Origin of the sequence: Rhizobium aethiopicum (assembly GCF_900094625.1) — a bacterium.
GTDB classification, from domain to species: Bacteria; Pseudomonadota; Alphaproteobacteria; order Rhizobiales; family Rhizobiaceae; genus Rhizobium; species Rhizobium aethiopicum.
Genome location: NZ_FMAJ01000009.1, coordinates 239,583 through 259,602, shown reverse-complemented (window position 1 = coordinate 259,602; position 20,020 = coordinate 239,583). Strand labels below are relative to the sequence as shown.

At 62.1% G+C, this 20,020-nt stretch carries 23 protein-coding genes; 6 read left to right on the top strand and 17 right to left on the bottom strand.

Features of this window, described 5'->3' with window-relative positions; genetic code table 11:
* Positions 1–344: transposase (locus tag GA0061105_RS20610; RefSeq protein WP_141130186.1), on the top strand; the 344-nt coding region annotated here is incomplete at its 5' end.
* 65 nt (positions 345–409) lie between these two features.
* Here the strand turns inward: GA0061105_RS20610 and GA0061105_RS20605 are convergent.
* The 3 genes from GA0061105_RS20605 to GA0061105_RS20595 all read right to left on the bottom strand — a co-directional run bounded on the left by GA0061105_RS20605 (position 410) and on the right by GA0061105_RS20595 (position 4,085).
* Complete coding sequence (locus GA0061105_RS20605; protein ID WP_092752509.1) at positions 410–1,267, bottom strand: MOSC domain-containing protein; 858 nt, start codon at positions 1,265–1,267, stop codon at positions 410–412.
* Between the two features lie 23 nt (positions 1,268–1,290).
* On the bottom strand, positions 1,291–1,935 hold the full coding sequence (locus GA0061105_RS20600) for an HD domain-containing protein (RefSeq protein ID WP_064692434.1): 645 nt from the start codon (positions 1,933–1,935) through the stop codon (positions 1,291–1,293).
* Positions 1,936–2,180: 245 nt separating this feature from the next.
* Positions 2,181–4,085, bottom strand: a complete 1,905-nt coding sequence (locus GA0061105_RS20595; RefSeq protein ID WP_092752507.1) for a putative bifunctional diguanylate cyclase/phosphodiesterase — start codon at positions 4,083–4,085, stop codon at positions 2,181–2,183.
* A 423-nt stretch (positions 4,086–4,508) separates the two neighbouring features.
* On the opposite strand from GA0061105_RS20595, the gene GA0061105_RS20590 reads away from it, so the two are divergent.
* Together GA0061105_RS20590 and GA0061105_RS20585 are read left to right on the top strand one after the other, a co-directional pair.
* Positions 4,509–4,850, top strand: a complete 342-nt coding sequence (locus GA0061105_RS20590; protein WP_064692436.1) for a hypothetical protein — start codon at positions 4,509–4,511, stop codon at positions 4,848–4,850.
* A gap of 124 nt (positions 4,851–4,974) precedes the next feature.
* Entirely contained in the window at positions 4,975–5,490 is a 516-nt protein-coding gene (locus GA0061105_RS20585) for a superoxide dismutase family protein (RefSeq protein WP_092752505.1), read from the top strand.
* A gap of 28 nt (positions 5,491–5,518) precedes the next feature.
* Here the strand turns inward: GA0061105_RS20585 and GA0061105_RS20580 are convergent, their stop codons facing one another.
* From GA0061105_RS20580 to GA0061105_RS20545, 8 genes are all read right to left on the bottom strand, one after another.
* On the bottom strand, positions 5,519–6,403 hold the full coding sequence (locus GA0061105_RS20580; protein ID WP_092752504.1) for a mechanosensitive ion channel family protein: 885 nt from the start codon (positions 6,401–6,403) through the stop codon (positions 5,519–5,521).
* 58 nt (positions 6,404–6,461) lie between these two features.
* On the bottom strand, positions 6,462–6,992 hold the full coding sequence (locus GA0061105_RS20575) for a tyrosine phosphatase family protein (protein ID WP_064692439.1): 531 nt from the start codon (positions 6,990–6,992) through the stop codon (positions 6,462–6,464).
* On the bottom strand, positions 6,989–7,561 hold the full coding sequence (locus GA0061105_RS20570) for an HD domain-containing protein (protein WP_092752535.1): 573 nt from the start codon (positions 7,559–7,561) through the stop codon (positions 6,989–6,991). The genes GA0061105_RS20575 and GA0061105_RS20570 overlap by 4 nt, the downstream gene beginning before the upstream one ends.
* A gap of 29 nt (positions 7,562–7,590) precedes the next feature.
* The gene (gene ygfZ, locus GA0061105_RS20565; RefSeq protein ID WP_092752502.1) at positions 7,591–8,433 is read right to left on the bottom strand and encodes a CAF17-like 4Fe-4S cluster assembly/insertion protein YgfZ; all 843 of its coding nucleotides are present in this window, start codon (positions 8,431–8,433) and stop codon (positions 7,591–7,593) included.
* An 88-nt stretch (positions 8,434–8,521) separates the two neighbouring features.
* Positions 8,522–9,277 carry a hypothetical protein gene (locus tag GA0061105_RS20560; RefSeq protein ID WP_064692441.1) on the bottom strand — a complete coding sequence of 252 codons (756 nt, stop codon included), beginning with the start codon at positions 9,275–9,277 and terminating at the stop codon, positions 8,522–8,524.
* 17 nt (positions 9,278–9,294) lie between these two features.
* The gene (locus GA0061105_RS20555) at positions 9,295–9,552 is read right to left on the bottom strand and encodes a hypothetical protein (RefSeq protein ID WP_064692442.1); all 258 of its coding nucleotides are present in this window, start codon (positions 9,550–9,552) and stop codon (positions 9,295–9,297) included.
* Between the two features lie 103 nt (positions 9,553–9,655).
* Positions 9,656–10,099, bottom strand: a complete 444-nt coding sequence (locus GA0061105_RS20550; RefSeq protein ID WP_208601675.1) for a TIGR02301 family protein — start codon at positions 10,097–10,099, stop codon at positions 9,656–9,658.
* 34 nt (positions 10,100–10,133) lie between these two features.
* On the bottom strand, positions 10,134–10,550 hold the full coding sequence (locus GA0061105_RS20545; RefSeq protein WP_064692444.1) for an NUDIX hydrolase: 417 nt from the start codon (positions 10,548–10,550) through the stop codon (positions 10,134–10,136).
* 172 nt (positions 10,551–10,722) lie between these two features.
* Between GA0061105_RS20545 and GA0061105_RS20540 the strand changes: the two genes are divergently transcribed.
* Both GA0061105_RS20540 and GA0061105_RS20535 read left to right on the top strand, forming a co-directional pair.
* A complete protein-coding gene (locus GA0061105_RS20540) occupies positions 10,723–11,043 on the top strand; it encodes a YnfA family protein (protein ID WP_064692445.1) in 321 nt (106 codons plus the stop codon).
* A gap of 66 nt (positions 11,044–11,109) precedes the next feature.
* Positions 11,110–11,874, top strand: coding sequence for an SOS response-associated peptidase (locus tag GA0061105_RS20535; RefSeq protein ID WP_092752500.1), 765 nt, complete (start codon positions 11,110–11,112; stop codon positions 11,872–11,874).
* Between the two features lie 143 nt (positions 11,875–12,017).
* Here the strand turns inward: GA0061105_RS20535 and GA0061105_RS32905 are convergent, their stop codons facing one another.
* The 5 genes from GA0061105_RS32905 to GA0061105_RS20515 all read right to left on the bottom strand — a co-directional run bounded on the left by GA0061105_RS32905 (position 12,018) and on the right by GA0061105_RS20515 (position 18,314).
* Positions 12,018–12,164, bottom strand: a complete 147-nt coding sequence (locus GA0061105_RS32905) for a hypothetical protein (RefSeq protein ID WP_167358568.1) — start codon at positions 12,162–12,164, stop codon at positions 12,018–12,020.
* A gap of 277 nt (positions 12,165–12,441) precedes the next feature.
* Positions 12,442–13,287 (bottom strand): CDP-diacylglycerol--serine O-phosphatidyltransferase, encoded by an 846-nt coding sequence (pssA, locus tag GA0061105_RS20530; protein WP_064692447.1) that lies wholly within the window; start codon positions 13,285–13,287, stop codon positions 12,442–12,444.
* A gap of 55 nt (positions 13,288–13,342) precedes the next feature.
* Positions 13,343–14,041, bottom strand: coding sequence for a phosphatidylserine decarboxylase (locus GA0061105_RS20525; RefSeq protein ID WP_092752498.1), 699 nt, complete (start codon positions 14,039–14,041; stop codon positions 13,343–13,345).
* A gap of 135 nt (positions 14,042–14,176) precedes the next feature.
* Positions 14,177–16,054 carry an ABCB family ABC transporter ATP-binding protein/permease gene (locus tag GA0061105_RS20520; protein WP_092752496.1) on the bottom strand — a complete coding sequence of 626 codons (1,878 nt, stop codon included), beginning with the start codon at positions 16,052–16,054 and terminating at the stop codon, positions 14,177–14,179.
* Positions 16,055–16,268: 214 nt separating this feature from the next.
* Positions 16,269–18,314: a LysM peptidoglycan-binding domain-containing protein gene (locus GA0061105_RS20515; protein WP_092752494.1), complete on the bottom strand. Its 2,046-nt coding sequence runs from the start codon at positions 18,312–18,314 to the stop codon at positions 16,269–16,271.
* 155 nt (positions 18,315–18,469) lie between these two features.
* On the opposite strand from GA0061105_RS20515, the gene GA0061105_RS20510 reads away from it, so the two are divergent.
* Positions 18,470–19,093, top strand: a complete 624-nt coding sequence (locus GA0061105_RS20510) for an LOG family protein (protein ID WP_092752492.1) — start codon at positions 18,470–18,472, stop codon at positions 19,091–19,093.
* Positions 19,094–19,096: 3 nt separating this feature from the next.
* Here GA0061105_RS20510 and rarD read toward each other — a convergent pair whose 3' ends face one another.
* Positions 19,097–20,011, bottom strand: coding sequence for an EamA family transporter RarD (rarD, locus tag GA0061105_RS20505; RefSeq protein WP_064692452.1), 915 nt, complete (start codon positions 20,009–20,011; stop codon positions 19,097–19,099).
* Positions 20,012–20,020: the final 9 nt, after the last annotated feature.

Below are 20,020 nucleotides of genomic sequence, written 5' to 3'. Positions count from 1 at the left end.
TGCTGCTGGCCGTCATGCCCGAACTCGGCACGCTCAACCGCCGCCAGATTGCCAGTCTCGCCGGGGTCGCTCCCCATCCCAAAGACAGCGGCAAGGCCAGCTGGCACCGCAGCACCACCGGCGGAAGACGCCAAATCCGACCCGCGCTCTTCATCGCCGCTCTCGCCGCCTGCCGTGGCGACAACCCGCTAGCAACCGCCTACAAGGCGCTGCTCAAAGCTGCAAAACCCAAACGCGTGGCTCTTACCGCTATCATGCGCAAGATCATCACCATCGCAAATGCCCGCGTCAGAGATGCCATGCGCCAGCAAAATGAAAATCAGGCCGCACTCCTCTTAAACTGACTTGGTGAGGGAGGATGTTGCGACGTATAGGGAAGAAAGCGCCGTTCAAACTGCCGCGATTCGACCTATCCTCGTGCACGAACCTTCAATGCCCAGCCTTCCGGCCGCTCTGCGACAATCTTGACGGTATCACCGATCGTGATCCGTCCGCTCCCGCGCGGCGTTGCGTTCCAGCCGAAGACCGGCCCTGGCACACGCCGGTCGGCGGACATGCGGATGCGGCCCATGGCCGGCATCGGGTTCGGTACCTGGCGAGAACCGGTCAGTTGGTCCTGTGTCGTCATGATGCAGCGGGAACAGGGTTTGACGAGATCGAAACGGATGCCCGCGATCTCGACCGCCGCCCAGCGATCCTCCGGCCAGGCCTCATCGGTGTCGATGACGATGTTCGGACGGAAACGTTCCATGCCGACCAGACCCTCGCCATGGACGGCGAGATCGGCATTCAGCGCCTTCAACGAGCCCGTCGTCGTCACCAAGATCTGGTAGCCGTCGGTAAAGGTGACAGGCGTGCCTTCGCCGGCCCATTCGGCGTTCGCCGTCCGCCGTGCCTGCTCGTCGAAGAAGACCAGCCGCACTTCGCGGCCAAGCCATTCGGAAAGCTGCCTGTTGCTGTGTGGATCGGCGACGGCGGCGCTGACGATCGATTTCCACACGGTCACATCCATACGGGCTTCGGGCCGAGGCGGCGGAACCGATAGTTCGGGCTTTCCTTCCATCAGCAGCCGAAAGGCGCCGGGTTCTGGCCGTATCTCGATGCGCGCTAGATCCGGCAATTCGCGCTGGGTGATGAAGTGGCCCTGCGGGTCGGTGATCATCGCCCTCCGGTCGCCGGCAAGCCCATAAGCGTCGATCTCGGCGGCAGGCAACGCAATGCCGCGGGCGCTCTTGAGCGGGTAGATGAAGAGGTCGCTGATACGCATGCCGTTCTCCTGGATCTCGTCCCCTAAATTTCGTCCATAAATGCCGAGAGAAAATCGCGCAGGCCCTTGTCGCGCGCCGCCGCAATCTGGCGGCCGGTCTCGGTCTGGAATCCTTCCGCCAGTTTGAACAGCTTCGTCTGGAAGTGGTCAATGGCATAACGCTTGTCGTCGAGGGGACGGTTCGTTGCCGCCGGGTCGAACGGATCGTAGAGCCGCGATCCCATTCGCCCGCCGATATAAAAGCAGCGTGCGACGCCGACCATGCCGATCGCGTCCAGGCGGTCGGCATCCTGCAGGATCTTTGCCTCGATCGTCTGCGGCGCCACCCCTGCGGAGAAACTATGGGCGGTGATGGCATGGGCGGTGGCTTCGATATCCGCTCTGCTCCAGCCGAGTTCGGAGAGGATCACCGATGCCTTTTCCGCCGCCAGGGCCGATGCTTTTGCCCGAAAGGGGGAATTCTTTTCGACGGCGACGCAGTCGTGCAGCAGCACGGCGGCGGCAAGGACCCGTCCGTCTCCGCCTTCGCCCGCATGGATGCGCATGGCGTTCCTGAAGACGCGCAGGATATGGGCCAGATCGTGCGAGCCGTCGTCGCCTTCGGCCGCGTGTGCGATCAGTGCCGCGGCGAGTGTTTCGTGAGGGGAGAAGGCTTCGGCCTCGAACATTGCGCCACCTCTTGTTGGAAGATCGTCGAGAGAGCGCCAGCCGAAAGCGAAGAGAGTTTTCGGGCTGCGACGCCGCTACGGAGACCTGCGGATTTCGAAGCCGGTTTGTAACGGCTTGGCGTGCGAGTCGCAATCGAGGCGGTGTTGGAGCATGTCGCGCAAACTGTGCAGCGGTTTTGCGATGACGACATGCGAAAATCAAAGGCCTAAAGCGGGCGAGCGAATCTGAAGGATCATGACGCGCTTTAGCCCTTGATCGTCGGAAGGGGCGTTGCATTGCTGTTTTTCGGCGGCAGGGAGAGAAGGTGGGGCACGTCCCGGACCGGGCGCGGCGGGCTGATATGATAGCCCTGAATCTCGTCGCATGCCTCGCATTCGAGCAGCGCCAGCTGGGCGGCCGTCTCGACGCCTTCGACGGTGACGCGCATGCCGAGCGCGTCGCCGAGCAGGATGATCGCGCGCATGATCGCATGCGCTTCCTTGTTGTCGACGATATCGTTGACGAAGGATTTGTCGATCTTGATCTTGTCGAAGGGAAAGCTCGAGAGATAGCTCAGCGAGGAATAGCCGGTGCCGAAATCGTCCATCGAGATGCGGATGCCGCGCTCCTTCAGGGCATGCAGGATCGGCAGCACCTCGTTGAGATTCTCCATCAGCACGCTCTCGGTGATTTCAAGTTCGAGCCGCGATGGCGACAGCGCGGCGGCGGCCAGCGCTTCGCCGACATCTTGAGTCAAGTCGCCGCTGCGAAACTGCATCGCCGACACGTTGACGGCGACTTTGATGCTTTCTGGCCATTGCGCTGCATCCGTGCAGGCCCGGCGCAACACCCAGCGGCCGATATCGACGACGAGCCCGACCTCCTCTGCAAGCGGAATGAAGTCCATCGGCGGCACGCGGCCTCTCACCGGATGGTTCCAGCGGATCAACGCTTCGAAACCGCAGATCCGCCGCCCCGCAAGATCGTAGAGCGGCTGATAATGCAGTTCGAACTCGTCGTTCTCGACGGCAGTTCGAAGATCCGCCTCCAGCGCATGGCGCAACTGCATCTGCGATTCCATCTCGCCCGTGAAGAAGCGCTCGCGTCTGCGCCCGTCCGCCTTGGCATGCGACAGCGCCACGCCGGCATTTTTAAGAAGGATATCGGTCTCCTCGCCGTCCGTGGGGGCGATGGCGATCCCCATGGAGACGCTGAGCTCCACCTGCTTCTCGCCGTTCAGGAATGGCTCGGAAAGCTCCCGGCGGATCTGGTCGGCCAGTGCCGTCACGTTCCACGGCTGCTGCTTGCCCGTCTGCAGGATGGCGAATTCGTCCGAACCAAGGCGCGCCAGCGTGTTTTCTGACCCCGCTGCGGCTCGAATGCGCTCCGCGACCTGCTGCAGGATCTTGTCGCCGACCGACACGCCGCTCGTGTTGTTGATCGACTTGAACCGGTCGAGGTTGAGGTGGACGAGGGCAATCTGCTCGTCCTCTTCGCGCTCGGCGAGCGTCGCATCGACCTGTTCGCGGAAATACATTCGATTGGGGAGACCGGTCAGGGGATCATGATGGGCGAGATAAGTGATGCGCTCGGCCGCCTTGCGATCCTCGGTGACGTCGGCATGGATGGCGATGCTGCTGCCGTCGGGAAGGATGGTCACCATGCTTTGGATGATGCGACCGTCATGCATCAGCCATTCGCGTCGACGGACGCTGCTGTTTCCTGCCTTGGCTGAGGAAGCTCGTGCGGTCCTGCGGACGGTTCTGGAGGTGGTGTTTTCGTTGCCGCGCATTTTGCCGACGAGCTCGGAGATCGTTGCGCCCGCAGCAATATCGTCCGGCATGAGGCCGAAAAGCTGAGGGAAGCGGATATTGTAAAGCGTCAGCCGCTGTCCGGCGTCGAAGACGCTGAGGCCGAGCGGCAGGTTGTTCAGGACGATTTCGAAGAGCCTATTCTGTCCGTCGAATGCTTGACTGAGGGCCGATAGGTTCCCTCTCAACACCTGATTGTCCCTCAGCAGGGTTTCCGTGTTCTTCTCGAATGCGTCATAAGTGCTTTCATGAGCGTGGTAGGTTGCGATTACCAACTCCATCAGGCGCTGCGCATCGATCGATCCATCGGCCATGGCAGCCTCCGTGCATTGCCGCCAGAAGAGCGCTTCGGCCTTCATGGGGAAGCGTCTTGCAGTATGGCAATCGCAAACGCGGCGCGCGTCTGATGAACGTGCCTCAAAATGACGGGCATGAAAAACCTTCTGAGAAAAAACATCGAAATCAATTTATGAGCTGAACGTCTGGTGGTAATGGCTGATGATCATTTTGGAGCTGCCAGATTAATATTCGGTTGCAGTGCAGCACCGGTGCACGTCGCTAGCCTTTGTCTTCTACGTTCAAAGTCGCTGAAATATCGGGATGGGCGATGGTTGGAAGCCAGTCTGCAGCCGATCCGTTAATTTCTGTCAACCATCGTTAATGAGTAGTTAACAACTTATTGACGCACTGCGCAAATCAGTTTAACCACCGAGTCAACAGTTATTTCCCACCTCGTATTGCGTACAAACACCACCGGCAAAAGGCGGTGAATGGAGGTTTGTATGACCCACACCACATCCGTTTCAGACACTTCATATGCATATCTTGCAACGCTTTCGCGCCTCGACTCCAACGGCGACGGCGTGCTGAGCCGTGGCGAACGTGCCGCCGACGAGAAGCCGGGCATCATCAAGGAACTTCTGGAAGAAGACACCGGGAGCGAGACGCAGCCCAAGTTTTCCGGCAGCTTGATTGCGCTGATGATGGACACGCGCGATAGCGGCATGACAGGCAGCATCGCCGTGCCCTATCCGTTGCAGCAGACTGCGCCCGCTGCCGGCAGTCAATCCGACGATCTCTACCGCAACACCTACGGTCAATTCGATTTCGAAGCTGTCGCCTGACGACGGCTGACTTCGGGTGATCTGCAAGCCGGCTCATTGGCCGGCTTTCTCTTTGGGTGGGCCGCAGAGGAACACCTTCCGGGTTGATACGTTCAGAAGGACAACCGGAGGGAAGGAGATTTCCATGGAAGCCACGCGCATCATCGCCGCCCTGAGCCTGCTGGCGATTGCCTTGCCGGCAGGTGCTCAGGACAAGCAGACGGCGGTCGCCAACTTCGTTGGCAAGGACGGCAAGGAAAACGGCCGCGCCCAATTAACGGCAGCCGCCAATGGCGGCGTCCTGATCGAAGTGGAGATAGCAGGGCTGCCGGCGAATAAATGGGTGGCCTTTCATGTTCATGAAACCGGCCGCTGTGACGCGGCGACCCGTCACGAATCGGCAGGCGGCCATTTCAACCCGGGCTCAGCCGAACACGGCCTCCTCGCCGCTAAGGGGCCGCATGCCGGTGACATGCCCAATCAATATGTCGGACAGGATGGCGTGCTCCGAGCCCAGATCTTCGATGGAATGGTCACGCTCGATGGCAAGAAAGATGGCATTCGCGGCCGCGCATTGATGGTGCATGCCAATTCCGACGATTATCGCAGCCAGCCTTCCGGTGATGCCGGAGAAAGACTTGCCTGCGGCGTGGTCCAATAGGTCGACGACCGCCCCGCGCTGCAATACTTCACTGCCGCGTCGGCTTTTCGGCCGTCGCTGTACCGTTGGACCTTTTTCCGCGCGCGGAATTTGAATCGTCCTGCATAGCGGCCGGATCGTCTTTTTCATCGAAGGCAAGTTTTACCCGCTTCACCATGTCGCGGCTGACCTGCCACCAGTCGCCGGTTTTTGCCCAGTAGCGCAGCGTTACAGATATCGTGCTGTCACCGAGGCTGTCGATGAAAACGCTGGCTGCCGGTGACGGCAGCACCTTGGGATTGCCTTTGGCAATGCCCATCAAGGTCTCCATCGCCAGATCGAGGTCATCCTCACGAGAAATGCTGATCTTCAGGTCGTTCTGCCGCGTCGGTTCGCGGCTGAAGTTGGTGATCGGCGTGTTCCAGAGCGTCGAATTCGGTGCCAGCCTGTAAAGCCCGTCGCCGGTTCTAAGTTCCGTCGCAAACAATCCGATCTCGCGCACTGTGCCGGCGACGCTGCTGGTTTCGATATATTCGCCGACGCGGAACGGCCTGAGGACCAGGAGCATGATGCCGGCGGCGATATTCTGCAGCGTCCCCTGCAGCGCCAACCCGATCGCCAAACCGGCTGCGCCGAGGGCGGCGATGATCGAGGCGGTCTGGACGCCGAATTGGCCGAGCACCGTGATGAACACCAGGATCAGCAGCGCATAGCGCACCACATTGGTGAAGAAGCGCGCCAGTGTCTCGTCGATGCCATGAATGCGCGACAGGCCCTCATAGACCCAGCGGCTGACAAAGCCGGCCAGCGACCAGCCGATGACGAGCAGGATCAACGCTCCGAGGATGGAGAAGGAATACTGGACTGCAAGAGCGCTTGCCTGGCTGAGTGCCGTGCGGGTAGCGAGGAGGACATCGGCGGCTTGTTGTTCCATGATCGGGCCCTGTGGCTGTTGCGGGGTCGAGGCCAAGATGGAGCGCACGACGGCAGCGTCAACCGCAGGCGGCCTCCCGGATCGCGAGCGGGAAGGGCGCATTGCCATCGGCATTAGCGCCGCGCCCGATTGCCCGTACGGCGGCAACCAGCCGCCCGCCGCGCTCAAGCAACGTGTCACCGATCTCGATCAGCCGGGTGTTCGGCGTGGCGAATGGCGAGGCGGCGCGCAGCCGGCGGGCGAGCTCTTCCTCGTTCTGATCCGGCGCGACCGACAGCGCGGCGATGAGTGCGGCGGCTGGCGACCGTGACACGCCCATCCAGCAGTGGATGAGCAGCGGCGTCTCCTGCCGCCACGATGCGGCAAACTCGATGATCGCCTGCACGTGCGTTTCGTCAGGTGCCACGAGACCGCCCGTGCCCTTGAATACGATGTCATTCATCGCAAGCGTCAGGTGACGGTCGGGCGCGATCACGCCCGGCCGGTGAAAGGCCTGGTCCTTGGCGATCAGGCTGATCATGTCGCGCGCCTTGTGACGCACCGCCATTTCGGCGATACGCGACAGCGGCGAGACGACGATGAAGCTCATGATGGCATCCTCCGCTCGGCCTCGATCGCCGCAAAACGCTCGCAGAACAACCGCTGTGCTTCCAGCGCCGGCAACGGTTCGATCAACAGCATCTCCTTGCTGATGCCGCGCGGCTGGCCGAAGAATTTCTGGGCCTCGGCGGGCGTGAAGCCGGCAAGCATAGTCGCCTCGAAATAGGCGGCGATCGTGTCGGCCTTCTTGATCCGGTCCTTGAGATCGCGTGACGGATGCGGCGGCAGGCCGAAGCGCAAGTGCACCGCCGCCTCCAGCCGCATTTCGACCGCCTTATAGCCGCCGCCGACGACCGATTTGAACGGTGAAATCATGTCGCCGATCACATATTCTGGTGCGTCGTGCAGCAGCGCCATCAGACATTCCTCGGGCCGCGCATTGTTGAAGCGGCGGAAAATATCTTCGACGACGAGGCTGTGCTGGGCCACCGAAAAAGCATAATCGCCTGATGTCTGGCCGTTCCAGCGGGCAACGCGCGCGAGCCCATGGGCGATATCGACGAGTTCGACATCGAGCGGCGAGGGGTCGAGCAGGTCAAGCCTGCGTCCGGACAGCATGCGTTGCCAGGCACGCGGAGCCTTGGGCGTCACGCGCTGGCCTCGTCGGTGCTGGTGGGGAAGGCAAGCCCGGACCATTGCGGCAGGGCGAGGAAAACCGGCGTTTCGCCAGCCATAAGCGGCGTGTTTTCCGCCATTGCCGCGCCCGCGCGGTCGATGCGCACGATTGCAAGTCCGCTGCCGCCCTCGACAGAACCGAGCGTCCCTACCGGCTTGCCGGCGGCGGTAATCTCCGTGCCGGCCTGAGGCAAGGCCGTTGCGGCGGACACCGTGACGACGCGCCGGCGCGCAGTGCCGCGGTGCTGCATGCGCGAGACGACCTCCTGACCGACATAGCAGCCTTTCTTGAAGGAGAGGCCGTCGTTCAAATCCATCAGCACGTCATGCGGGAAGGCGTCCTGCAAGGCGAAGTCCGATCCTGACGTGACGACGCCATGGCGGATGCGCAGCGCGTGGTAGAGCGAGGGCGAGTCGTCGCCGTGCCTCCCTGCACGGCGGCTCAGCAGGACGCCCGCCTTGGTAAAGCGGCTGTCTCGAGCGCCCCCTGTCTCACCATCCTCGCCCCAGCAAACGGTGACGCCACTGTCATCGAGGGGCGCGAGCGTGACCGCCGCTCGCAGCCTGTACATCGTCAGCCGCTTCAGCAGCCCGTCCCGCTGGCCGGCATCCGTTTCTATCGTGTAGCAGTCGCCGTCCTGCCAGACCATGAAGTCGAACAGGATCTTGCCCTGCGGCGTCAGCAGTGCCCCGGGGCGCGCCTCGCCGGGCGCCAGCGAGACGATATCGGTGGTGATCAGATTCTGCAGGAAGGATTGGGCGTCCGCGCCGCCGACGGAAAGCAAGGAGCGGTCGTTGAGGAATACGGCTGGCATGGCGGAACCTGTCGCGCGTTGGTCGTCGCTCAGAGGTATGACTTCGTGAAGTGGATCGCAAGCCTTGCGGCATGCCGCGGGGGCGGCGTCAGTCGCCCGCCGTGAAGAATTTCCACTTGCCGGTGGGGGTAATGCCGAGGCGGTAGAAATTATATCCGCCGAACTCCTGCATGTCGGAAAGATCGCCGGCGGTCACGATGCGCAGCAGCTCGACGCGCTCCGGCGGCGTCAGCGACTTCAGGTCCTTCTCGGCGAAATAGGGCCAGACATACATCTCGTCGGCTGTGCCCTGGCCGACATGCACGAAGCCGGTCGAGATGATGTCGAGCATGATGGCGAGAATTTCATCCCCGTCGGGATCGCCGGAAAGATCCTTAAGCGTGCCGATCGGGTCGTCGGTCGCCTCACCCACCGTCACCTGCGTCTGGTCCGAGCCGGTGCCCATCAGCGGCCGCAAGCGTTCGAGATCGCCGGAGGCGGCCGCCTCTACGATCTGCTCGCGCATCTTGCGGACAGGTTCGGGCGCCTTGCTGATGTCGTAGATCACCTCGACGGGCTTGGAATCATCCTGGGCGCCCGGCGTCTTGTCGACACCCTGATTGTTCTGGCTGTTGACCAGCGGATCGGCCATGGGAACGCTTGGGGCAGTCCCGCTCTGCGGCTGGCTCTGCGCCTGGCCGCTTCCCTGCGCGGACGGCGCATCGTTGGCTGCCTGGCCGGGGATCTTGTGCAGTTCGGAAAGCGCGTAAGCTGCAGGTGTCAGGAGCACATTGCCGGCTAGGCTGAATGCAAGCAGCACCGGCGCGAGCGCGATTCGCGAAACTTTCTCTTTACCGGTGCGCATCAAACTCTCTGATATTGTTATTGCAGGGTGCGGTTCGCGGAAAATTCGCCGGCAAGCATGCGCTCGCGCAGTGAATCCAGCAGCGCTTCGGCGCTGCTTTCCCCATGCAATCTGATTGTCTCGCGCAGCGCATGCGCAATGGCGGCGTCAGCGATGATCTCAGGCTCGATCCCGTCGGCCATGCCATCGGCCCAAGCCTCGTTCTGGTACTCCAGAGCCGCCTGCATCTTTTCGTGGACGATCATGTCGTCGATGTCGTTGAGGCTTGCTTCCATTGTCTTTTCCTCAGAACTTCTCATGTCTTACTGCACCGTTAATAACACTAACAGCCTTTTCCCAAAACGACACGTCCGCATGCGAAAACAGGTTAATTAAACGTCAATTTCCAAAGCGCGAGGTAATTTCTGTGGCGAGTGTTGCACCTTCGTTACGGTAGCGCTCTTCTGCCACGATGGCCGCCGGGGTGCAATCCGTATAGACGGAGGCGAAGGTGCGATAGCCGCGATTGAAGGCTGCGGTCAGCTTTTCCCTGCGCTGCGGTTCGTTGCCGGTTTCCGAATCGAGCAACTGCTTCATGCCGTCTCGCCACTCATCACCGCCAGCCGCCTTGCAGAGCGTTCTCAGATAATGCACCGAACCCAGCACTTCGGCGAGCCGCGCCAGCTTCTCGTCATAGGGCACCGTCGCCACCGGCGGCGCGATCGCCTCCTCCTGCGGAGGCGGCGTGTTCTTGCCCTGAGCCATGGCGGGGCCGGCGAACACGAGCAGGGACAGGACAACGCGCCGAACGGGAATCATTCTTCCAGTTGATACGTTGAGCATGACGGCAACAAGGCGCGCCAGAAAGTTTCCACTTCTATTCACCGCCGGCCAGCCGCTCAGCGCATTCGAGAACGCTCTGCGGCACAGGCAGCCGCCGGATCTCCTCCACCGTGTACCAGCCGAGCGCCGCCGCATCGTCGGCGGCTTCCGCCACCATTTCCCGGTCGGCGTCGACGCGAAAGACCGACAGGAAGAAATGGCTCTTGATGCTACCGTCCGGCCCGTGCGTCTTGAGGTCATAGGTCGAAAACAACTGCGGATTATGGGCCGAGATGCCGGTTTCCTCGCGGAATTCCCGCAGCGCCGTCTGCTCCGGCGTTTCGCCCGGCTCGGCGCGCCCGCCGGGAAAGGCATACATATCGGCGGAGGGCGGGTTGCGGCGCAACACCAGAAGGAAACGCCCATCGCGTTCGAGAATGGCGGAGGAGGCGGCTTTGGCGGTGGAGATCATAAGGCTGCTCCGTTGTGACGGCCTATTCTATCCGATGGGCTGGTTATTGCATGCGAGTGCTGCCGGCTTCCCCAATTTTCCGCGTCTGAGACACGCCCCAGACGCGTTGCAGCGGTTCCAGAGGTAACGACATCTGTGCAACAAGGAGTGAGAATATTCGAAAGGGCTTTGCGTGACCTATATCATTTACGCCTTTGCCGCCGTTTTCGAGATCGCCGGCTGCTTCGCCTTCTGGGCGTGGCTGAAGCTTGAAAAGCCGGTTTGGTGGCTGGCGCCGGGCATGATCTCGCTCGCGCTTTTTGCCTGGCTTCTGACACTGGCGCCGAGCGAGGCCGCCGGCCGAACTTTCGCAGCCTATGGCGGCATCTATATTCTCGCCTCGCTCTCCTGGCTGTGGCTGGCGGAAGGCCGCGTGCCCGACCGTTATGATATTGGTGGCGGATTGATCTGCCTTGCCGGGGCGAGCGTCATCCTCTTCGCGCCACGAGGCTGAAACGCCTCACACAAAAGGCGCGCGGGGCGTCTTGACCGGACTCGAGCCGGGTGCAAAGACAGGCCGATGTGTGGACGTTTCGCCCTGACAAGCTCCGTTGCCGATCTGAGCGACTTCTTCTCCGGTCTTGATCTCGACGATTTTCCGGCGCGCTACAACATCGCCCCGACGCAGCCGATCCTCGTCGTCATCGCCGGTGAAGGCAGGGAGCGGGGCAGCAACCGGGCTGACCGGCGCGCCGTGCTCGTGCGCTGGGGCTTCACACCGGGCTGGGTCAAGGACCCAAAGGATTTTCCGCTGTTGATCAATTCCCGCGCCGAGACCGCGATCGGCAAGGCCTCGTTTCGGGCGGCTATGCGGCATCGCCGCGTGCTCATTCCGGCCTCGGGTTTTTATGAATGGCATCGCCCCTCGAAGGAGAGTGGCGGCAAGCCGCAGGCCTATTGGATCAGGCCACGCCAGGGCGGCATCGTCGCCTTTGCCGGGCTGATGGAGACATGGTCCTCGGCCGATGGATCGGAGGTGGATACCGGTGCGATCCTGACGACGTCAGCCAATGCGGGCATCTCCGCGATCCACGATCGCATGCCTGTCGTCATCAAGCCAGAGGACTTTTCGCGCTGGCTCGATTGTAAGACGCAGGAACCGCGCGAGGTGGCCGACTTGATGCAACCCCCAGAGACTGATGTCTTCGAGGCCATTCCGGTTGCCGACAAAGTCAACAAGGTTGCCAATATGGGACCGGACCTGCAGGAGCCGGTCGTCATCGAAAGACCGTTTGAGGCGCCCGCGAAGCAAAGGCCCGATAACGGCCAGCTCAGTCTGTTCTGACGGCCGCTTCTGGCACTGCGGCCGGTTCGATGCATCGGCGGTGTTGAGGCATGTCACGAGAGCCTGGCCGCTGTCTCGGGATGACGGCATGCCGGAAAATCGGACGGTGGAGCGCGCATGCCTGCAGTTCCAAGCTCGCCGCTTCAGGCGGATTTCTTGACACTGTCCGGCTTGTTCTTCGCCATCAGCGATGCCGCGGCAACGGCCTTCAAGCCGACCGGGCGATAGTTGGCGGCGAGGTCGGGCTTGGCCGTCTGTTGTTCGCCGGTACTGCTCTTCTTCGAAGTCACGATACTCTCCTTGCGTGTGTCTTCCCTGGGTATTTTGTATTTTGCTGTTTCGTCAGAAATAGCGACAAAACGGCGGCGTTACCCATCAGGATTTGTAAACGCGCACCATAATTCGCGAGGCTTAACTGAAGCCTACGTTGGTTAATACTTACTGAAAGGAGCTGTTCCAAAAAAACTGCAAAGCGGTTCGCCCGGAAAATGCGTGGGCGTTCACCCGCAAAGACGGGGACAACGGAGAGAAGGGCATTTCCCTGACTCAGCAGTCAGGGGGCTCAGCTCAGATGTGCCGGCCGATATCGTCGTCGCCGACACCGGGTTCCTCGATCGTCAGGGTCCCATATTTCCGCCGCCACTTCCGTGCGCCGAAAGGAAGCGATACGAGGTAGGCGGCAACCGTGAAGACCATTACCTCCCAGGTGTAGCTCATCAGCAGAGCCACATAGAGCACGACGCCGAGCATCATCGGCAGCACCAGATCGCGCCTCAACCGGTTCCCCTCCGACTTTCCCGACCAGACCGGCAGGCGGCTGATCAGCAGGAAGGCGATGGCGACGGTATAGACCGACGAGATATAGGCGAAGGTGCGGTCGGTCGCGAGGCCGAGGAAACCGAGATAGACCGGTAGCAGCACCAGCATGGCGCCGGCCGGCGCCGGCACGCCTACGAAATATTCCGATTGCCAGCTCGCCTTGTTCTCGCGTTCAGCCATGACATTGAAGCGGGCCAGGCGAAGCCCGGCGGCGATCGCATAGATCAGGGCGGCGATCCATCCGAGCGAGCGGGCCTGGTCGAGCGCGAAGACATAGACGACGAGCGCGGGCGCGACGCCGAAATTGACGATGTCGGCGAGTGAATCCATCTGCGCGCCGAACTTCGAAGTCGCCTTCATCAACCGCGCTACGCGTCCATCGATGCCATCGAGAAAGGCGGCGAGCAGCACCATGGCGACGGCGAGTTCGTAACGGTTCTCGAAAGCGAGCCGGATCCCCGTCAGCCCGGCGCAGATCGCCAGGATCGTGATGAGGTTTGGAAAGACGAGGCGGAACGGAATCTCGCGCAGGCGCGGACCGCGGGCGGAATCATCCGGCCCATTTGGCTCGAAAGGCGGAAAGGGTGTTTCCATGTCGCGTTCCAATCGTTCCTAGAGCAATCCCGCAAAGGGCACTGGGTTCCGAACTTTAGCTGCGGCGGCTGATGACCGGACCCTTAGCCGAGGCGAATTCGGCGATGACCGTCTCCCCGGCAATCGCCGTCTGGCCGAGCGAGACCCGAGGCGCCGCACCGGCAGGCAGGAACACGTCGAGCCGCGAGCCGAAACGGATGAGCCCGAAACGTTCGCCGGCATCAAGCGGCTCATTGGTGTTTGCCCAGCAGAGGATACGCCGCGCCACGAGGCCGGCGATCTGCACGACGCCGATCGGGCCGTGCCGGGTTTCGATCACCAGTCCGTTGCGCTCGTTGTCCTCGCTTGCCTTATCGAGTTCGGCGTTGACGAAGCTGCCTGAGCGATAGTTGATGCTGGCGATGCGCCCGCGCATCGGCGCCCGATTTACGTGGCAGTTGAAGACGTTCATGAAGACCGAGATGCGCAGCATCGGCTCGGAGCCGAGATCGAGCTCGGCCGGCGGAGTCACCATCTGGATCGCGGAGACCCTGCCGTCGGCGGGAGAGATGACGAGATCATCGTCCTGCGGGGTCACCCGTTCGGGATCGCGGAAGAAATAAGCGCACCAGAGCGTGAAGATCATGCCGATCCAGAACAGCGGCTTGAAGATCCAGCCAAGGATCAGCGACGCGACGAAGAAGGCGGCGACGAAGGGGTAACCCTCCTTATGCACGGGCACGATCGTGTTGCGAACCGTGTTGAACAGGCTCATGGCTGCCGGTCTCCTTGCGTTGTCGTTTTTTGCTGGTTAGCGAAAAACCAGCTCCTGAGCAATGCTCCGGCCTTGGCCCTAGTTCCGTGATCGCGATTCTGAACAACAAAAGCCGCGCCGCCACCGGTTTTCGCTTCAGCTTGCCGGGGCAAGCCGCGTGATCATGCCCATCTCGTCGCTTTCGCGCACCTGCTTCAGGTGTTCCTCCGCCTGCGTCGCCTCGCGCTGACGGTTCCACATCGAGGCATAGAGGCCGTTCCCTTCGAGGAGGGCGGCATGCGTGCCGCGCTCGGCGATCTCCCCGCTTTTCAAGACGATGATTTCGTCGGCGCCGATGACCGTCGAAAGCCGGTGGGCGATGACCAGCGTCGTCCGGTTCTTCGAAACCACATCGAGGGCTGTCTGGATTTCCCGTTCCGTCGTCGTGTCGAGCGCCGACGTCGCCTCGTCGAGGATCAGGATCGGCGGCGCCTTCAGGATGGTGCGGGCGATCGCCACACGCTGCTTCTCGCCGCCGGAAAGCTTCAGCCCGCGTTCGCCGACCTTGGTGTCGAAGCCTTCGGGCAGCGCCTCGATGAAGTGAGCGATCTGCGCCACCTCGGCTGCCGCAAAGATCTCGCCGTCGCTGGCCGATGTGCGGCCGTAGCGGATGTTGTAGGCGACCGTATCGTTGAACAGCACCGTATCCTGCGGCACCATGCCGATCGCCGAGCGCAGGCTCTTCTGCGTAACCGTGCGGATATCCTGGCCGTCGATGGCAATGGTGCCGCTCTGGATATCGTAGAAACGGTAGAGCAGGCGCGACAGCGTCGACTTGCCGGCGCCCGACGGACCGACGACGGCGACCGTTTTGCCGGCCGGCACCTCGAAGGAAACGCCCTTCAGGATCGGGCGGGCCGGATCGTAGGCGAAGTGCACATCCTTGAAGGAGATCGCGCCATGGCCGATTCGAAGCTCGGCCGCCTCGGGCGCATCCTTGACCTCGGCAGGCACCTCGAGCAGATCGAACATCTGCTCGATATCGGTCAGGCCTTGGCGGATTTCGCGGTAGACGAAACCGATGAAGTTGAGCGGCATGGAAAGCTGCAGCAGCATCGAATTGACGAATACGAAATCGCCGACTGTCTGCTCGCCGCGTTGCACGGCCAGCGCCGAGAGTACCAGCATGATCGTCGTGCCGATGCCGAAGATCACGCCTTGGCCGAAGTTGAGCCAGCCGAGCGATGTCCAGACATCGGTCGCAGCCTTCTCGTAGCGCTCCATCGACTTGTCGAAGCGCTTCGCTTCCATCTCCTCATTGCCGAAATATTTGACGGTCTCGAAGTTGAGGAGGGAGTCGATCGCCTTGGTGTTGGCGTCGGTATCGCTGTCGTTCATCGACCGGCGGATAGCGATGCGCCAGTCGGATGCGCGGATCGTGAACCAGATATAGGCCCAGACGGTAAAGGCGGTGACGGCGAGATACGAGAAGCCGTAGCCCCACCAGAAGATCACCGCCGTCAGCAGGAATTCGATGACGGTCGGTACCGAATTAAGGATCGTGAAACGCACGATCGTCTCGATGCCCTTGGTGCCGCGCTCGATGATGCGCGACAAGCCGCCGGTCTTGCGCTCGAGATGGAAACGCAGCGACAGTTCGTGCATGTGCACGAAGGTCCTGTAGGCTAGCTGGCGCACCGCATGTTGCCCGACGCTGGCAAAGAGCGCGTCGCGCAGCTGGTTGAGGCCGAGCTGGATCAGCCGGGTGACGTTGTAGGCGATCACAAGGGCGATGGCGCCGGCAAGGAGCGGCGGTACCGCGCCGGCAAGGTCCATCCTGCCGTTCAGTGCGTCGGTGGACCACTTGAAGAAATAGGGGACGAGCAAAAGGACGAATTTGGAGACCAGCAGATAGACCGAGGCCCAGACGACGCGCATCTTGAGGTCGGCTCGCCCGGCCGGCCACATATAGGGCCAGAGGTTGAAAAGCGTCCGCAGCAGGTGTGATTCCGAGACTGTCTTGCCGTTTGCCATGCCCGTTTCTCCAGTCCGGATGATTTGCTTCGGTGTCCGGCAAGGCGTGGGGCAGGGGCGCGCCTGAAGCGCCTACCTAATTCCCGAACCGCCATCGCCAGATAGGACGTCGGGTCGACGAATACAACACGTGCGGACTTGAGGAACAGTGAAGCCGGGCGTTTCTGCCGCCCGGCTTGTCATTTCGCACCGCCCTATGGCCCGACGCACCTTTTCACAGCTGCTGTTTGGAGAGCCGTTTGCGGTGCAGTTCCTCAGCGTTCGGCAGCGCGTCCTTCGGCAAGCCGAAAATCTGGCCGGGACGGATGCGGTCCGGGTCGATGATCTTGTCTTCGTTGGCGATGTAGATCGTCGTATATCGCACGCCCAGGCCATAGGTCCGGCGCGAGATCTGCCACAGCGTGTCGCCGCGGCGGATGATGACCGCGGCATTGTTTGCTGTCAGCGGCGCCTGCTCGATTGTCTTCGGCTGGCTGCCGGCGGCGTCGTTTGCTGCGGGCGCGGCCGGTGCGGGAGCGTCGGTCAGTCCGCCGATGATTGCCCCCAGCCCATCAAGCCCGGCGCCGACGGATTTTGCATCCTTCGGCAGATCCTGCAGCACTTTCAGCGCTTTGGTGGCGGTCTGCGCGGAGGAGCCGGAGGCCTGCTTGAAGCTGTCGGAGGCATCCGCCGCCGGACGGAAGTCGGCGACCGAGCGCAGAGCGAATTCCGTTGCCGAGCGAGCTGCCGCAAGCTGTTCGGCGCCGGGCAGCTTGCCGTCGGCAAACAGCCCCTTCAGCAGGCCGAACGCCTTGCCGGCTTCGGCCTTGAGCTTGCCGAGTTCACCTTCGTCGAGCGCCACCATCGGGGAGACGCCATTTGCATCGGCGGGGCCGGCCTGAGCGGCAACACGCACCTGATCGCCCGCCGGGCGGTTGAAGTTCACCGCGGCGCGCACAATCACCTTGCCGGTCGCATCGACGACGTCGACGCGGATCTTGTGGTCGCCGACCGAGAGCGTCGCGACGCCCTCGATGACGAAATGGCCGTCGGGGCCGGCAGTATCCTGGCCGATAAGGCTGTCGTCGGCATAACCGAGCACCTTGGCGTTGGCGCGCGCCGTGCCGGCAATGAAGATCTTGTTGCCCTCGATCTCGACGGCATTGACCATCACATCGGGCGCAGCAGCCTTGTCAGCGTCGCCGGCACCGGGAACGGCCGGGGCCGCATCTGTGCCGCCGGCGGAGGCGTCAGGCAGGCCGGGCGTCTGCAGCGCCAGCTCACCGGTCGGTGCAGCCGTTGTAGCGGGAGCCGCCGCGGTCTCGCCGGTTGCCGGCTTGTCGGCAGGCGGCGCCATCGGATTGGAAGCGTCGGCGACTTCGGTCCCGCCCGTCGGTGCGGTTATGATGCGGCTCGCCGCGCCGGGCTTGGAGACCATGGCGAGCAGGTTGGCCGCATTGCCGTCCTTCGGCACGGAAACGGTGGCGACTTCTTCGGAAAGCGTGGTCTTGCCATCCTTGCCCGTCACCTTGAGCACGAGCTGGTGGTCTCCGGCCGGAAGCGGATTGTCGAGGACGGCGGCGAAATCACCGCTCGGACCGATATTCGCCGTCGTCACCACTTTTTCGCCGTCGAGCACTTCGAGCTTGCCGTTCGGCTCGGCGGAGCCGGCGATGACGGTCGACCCATCAGGCTCGACGCGCAGGACGTCGAAGGCGGGAAGTTTCGGGCCGGTATTCGCTTCTGCCGTGGTCGCTGCAGCGGCTGTCTCGGGCGCGCCGGTCAAGGCGGCCTCGGCCCTCGCGATCGCGGCAGGCGCATGGGCGAGGTTTTCCGGCAGCGACTGGACGATGGCGAGCGCCTTGGCGCCGCCTTCCTTAGCCTTGGCGGCGATAGCTTGCGTTGCGGGATCGATGCCCTCGGGAACAGTGAAGCCGACAAGTGCGGTGAGCGCATTGACGGTCTTGGTCTTGGCGGCAGTGAAGATATCGACGGCCGGGCCTTTGCCGTCGGCAAACAGCGCCTTGAGCTCGCCGAGCGCCACGCGGGCGTCGGCTGAAAGCCGGCCAAGCTGGTCAGTGACCGCAGCCGGGGCGACGGCCGAGCGCGATGTCTTTTCTGCTTCGTTAACCGTGTTCTTGAGCTCCGTGCCCGCCTGATTGATGGCATCGCCGACGTTGGATGCATCGCCGCCGATGCGCGGCATGACGAAGAATACCATCAGTAGGATTGCGATTACGAGCACTGCAAGGGCCAGCAAGCCGGCACGGTTCTTCATCATTATGTCTCCCAAGGCGGCAATTTGCCGTAGTACCGAAAATTGCTAGCGATTCCCGTTGCTTTTCACAAGCATTCAAAGCAATTAGGCAAGCTAGGCACGCTGCTTTTCAGTCAATTTTCTTGACTGCATTGAAATGGAATAGTTGTTTCGCCTCTATGACCGAACAATCTGTATCGATTCGATCCATCTGCGTTTACTGCGGCTCAAGGCCGGGACGCGATCCTTCCCACATGGCGGCCGGGCGTGCTCTCGGAAGAGAGATCGCCGAATACGGCCTGCGCCTCGTCTATGGCGGGGGCACCAGAGGCATTATGGGCGCGGTCGCGAGCGGGGTGCTTTCAGGCGGCGGTCAGGTCACGGGCATCATCCCGGAATTCCTGATCGATATGGAAGCGACTCGCCATTCGCTCGGTCAGCTCAACGAACTCATTGTAACTCCTGACATGCATGCGCGCAAACATACGATGTTCGAGCGTTCCGATGCCTTCGTCGCGCTGCCCGGCGGCATCGGCACGCTGGAGGAGATCGTCGAGATCATGACCTGGGCGCAGCTCGGCCGCCATGAGAAGCCGATGGTCTTTGCCAACATCAACGGTTTCTGGGATCCGATGATGGAGCTGATGCGCCATATGACCGAGGAAGGTTTCTTGCACACCGCCCACCGGGTGCAGCCGCTCGTCGTCGACGACGTCGCCGGCATCATTCCGGCGATCATGGCCCAGGCCGCTCAGCTCGCCGCCGATCGCGACGGCGAGGACGAGGTCATCTCGAAAATGTAGGCGCTAGCGCCCGCGGCTTGCTTTGAGCATCGACCAGCTATAGAGGAACAGCCCAGCCCAGATCAGCGGGAAGGCGATCATGCGCGCCGTGCTGAGCGGCTCACGAAAGGCGAAGACGGCGATCAGGAAGATCATCGTCGGCGCGATATACTGCATGATGCCGATCGTCGAGAGTTTCAAGAGCTTCGCGCCATTGGCATAGATCATCAGCGGCACGGCGGTGACGACACCGCAGCCGAGCAGCAGGATCGTATCGGTAAGGCCGGTGCGGTAGAAATGGCCAAGGCCGCTGCCGTATTCGAGATAGAGGATGTAGACGAGGGCCGGCCCGCTGAGAATCAAAACCTCAAGGAAGAAGCCCTGGTTGGGCCCGAGCGGCAGCGTCTTGCGCAGCAGAGCATAGAACCCCCAGCTGACCGCAAGCGTCAACGCCACCCATGGAATGCCGCCGCTATCCAGTGCGAGAATGGCCACGGCAAGCGCCGCAAGCGCGATCGCCGCGATCTGCAGCGGCTGTAGCTTCTCCTTGAGGAGCACCGCGCCGAGGAAAATACTGAACAGCGGATTGATGAAATAGCCAAGTGCCGCATCAAGCGAATGGCCGGCGCCGATCGCCCAGACATAGGTGCCCCAATTGACGGTAACCAGCGACGCCGTCAGCGCTCCCATTGCCAGCATGCGTGGCGAGCGCACTGCTGCGCTGATATCCGCCGTGCGCCCGAGCAGGACCAGCACCATCCCGGCCAGCGGCAGCGACCAGACGATGCGGTGGGCAATGACTTCGGCCGGCGAAATATGCGCCACCGCCTTCATGTAGAAGGGCAGGAAGCCCCAGAGCAAATAGGCTGCCAGCGCGAAAGCGAAACCGCGCGGACTATCTTCGTTCTTGGCCAGTGGAACGGATGCATCGGTCGACATCGGGTGTTT

Bases quoted from the DNA above. Each gene is read 5' to 3' on its own strand.
- GA0061105_RS20605 (WP_092752509.1), bottom strand. From the start codon at position 1,267: ATGCGTATCAGCGACCTCTTCATCTACCCGCTCAAGAGCGCCCGCGGC.
- GA0061105_RS20600 (WP_064692434.1), bottom strand. From the start codon at position 1,935: ATGTTCGAGGCCGAAGCCTTCTCCCCTCACGAAACACTCGCCGCGGCA.
- GA0061105_RS20595 (WP_092752507.1), bottom strand. From the start codon at position 4,085: ATGAAGGCCGAAGCGCTCTTCTGGCGGCAATGCACGGAGGCTGCCATG.
- GA0061105_RS20590 (WP_064692436.1), top strand. From the start codon at position 4,509: ATGACCCACACCACATCCGTTTCAGACACTTCATATGCATATCTTGCA.
- GA0061105_RS20585 (WP_092752505.1), top strand. From the start codon at position 4,975: ATGGAAGCCACGCGCATCATCGCCGCCCTGAGCCTGCTGGCGATTGCC.
- GA0061105_RS20580 (WP_092752504.1), bottom strand. From the start codon at position 6,403: ATGGAACAACAAGCCGCCGATGTCCTCCTCGCTACCCGCACGGCACTC.
- GA0061105_RS20575 (WP_064692439.1), bottom strand. From the start codon at position 6,992: ATGAGCTTCATCGTCGTCTCGCCGCTGTCGCGTATCGCCGAAATGGCG.
- GA0061105_RS20570 (WP_092752535.1), bottom strand. From the start codon at position 7,561: ATGCTGTCCGGACGCAGGCTTGACCTGCTCGACCCCTCGCCGCTCGAT.
- ygfZ (WP_092752502.1), bottom strand. From the start codon at position 8,433: ATGCCAGCCGTATTCCTCAACGACCGCTCCTTGCTTTCCGTCGGCGGC.
- GA0061105_RS20560 (WP_064692441.1), bottom strand. From the start codon at position 9,277: ATGCGCACCGGTAAAGAGAAAGTTTCGCGAATCGCGCTCGCGCCGGTG.
- GA0061105_RS20555 (WP_064692442.1), bottom strand. From the start codon at position 9,552: ATGGAAGCAAGCCTCAACGACATCGACGACATGATCGTCCACGAAAAG.
- GA0061105_RS20550 (WP_208601675.1), bottom strand. From the start codon at position 10,099: ATGCTCAACGTATCAACTGGAAGAATGATTCCCGTTCGGCGCGTTGTC.
- GA0061105_RS20545 (WP_064692444.1), bottom strand. From the start codon at position 10,550: ATGATCTCCACCGCCAAAGCCGCCTCCTCCGCCATTCTCGAACGCGAT.
- GA0061105_RS20535 (WP_092752500.1), top strand. From the start codon at position 11,110: ATGTGTGGACGTTTCGCCCTGACAAGCTCCGTTGCCGATCTGAGCGAC.
- pssA (WP_064692447.1), bottom strand. From the start codon at position 13,287: ATGGAAACACCCTTTCCGCCTTTCGAGCCAAATGGGCCGGATGATTCC.
- GA0061105_RS20525 (WP_092752498.1), bottom strand. From the start codon at position 14,041: ATGAGCCTGTTCAACACGGTTCGCAACACGATCGTGCCCGTGCATAAG.
- GA0061105_RS20520 (WP_092752496.1), bottom strand. From the start codon at position 16,054: ATGGCAAACGGCAAGACAGTCTCGGAATCACACCTGCTGCGGACGCTT.
- GA0061105_RS20515 (WP_092752494.1), bottom strand. From the start codon at position 18,314: ATGATGAAGAACCGTGCCGGCTTGCTGGCCCTTGCAGTGCTCGTAATC.
- GA0061105_RS20510 (WP_092752492.1), top strand. From the start codon at position 18,470: ATGACCGAACAATCTGTATCGATTCGATCCATCTGCGTTTACTGCGGC.
- rarD (WP_064692452.1), bottom strand. From the start codon at position 20,011: ATGTCGACCGATGCATCCGTTCCACTGGCCAAGAACGAAGATAGTCCG.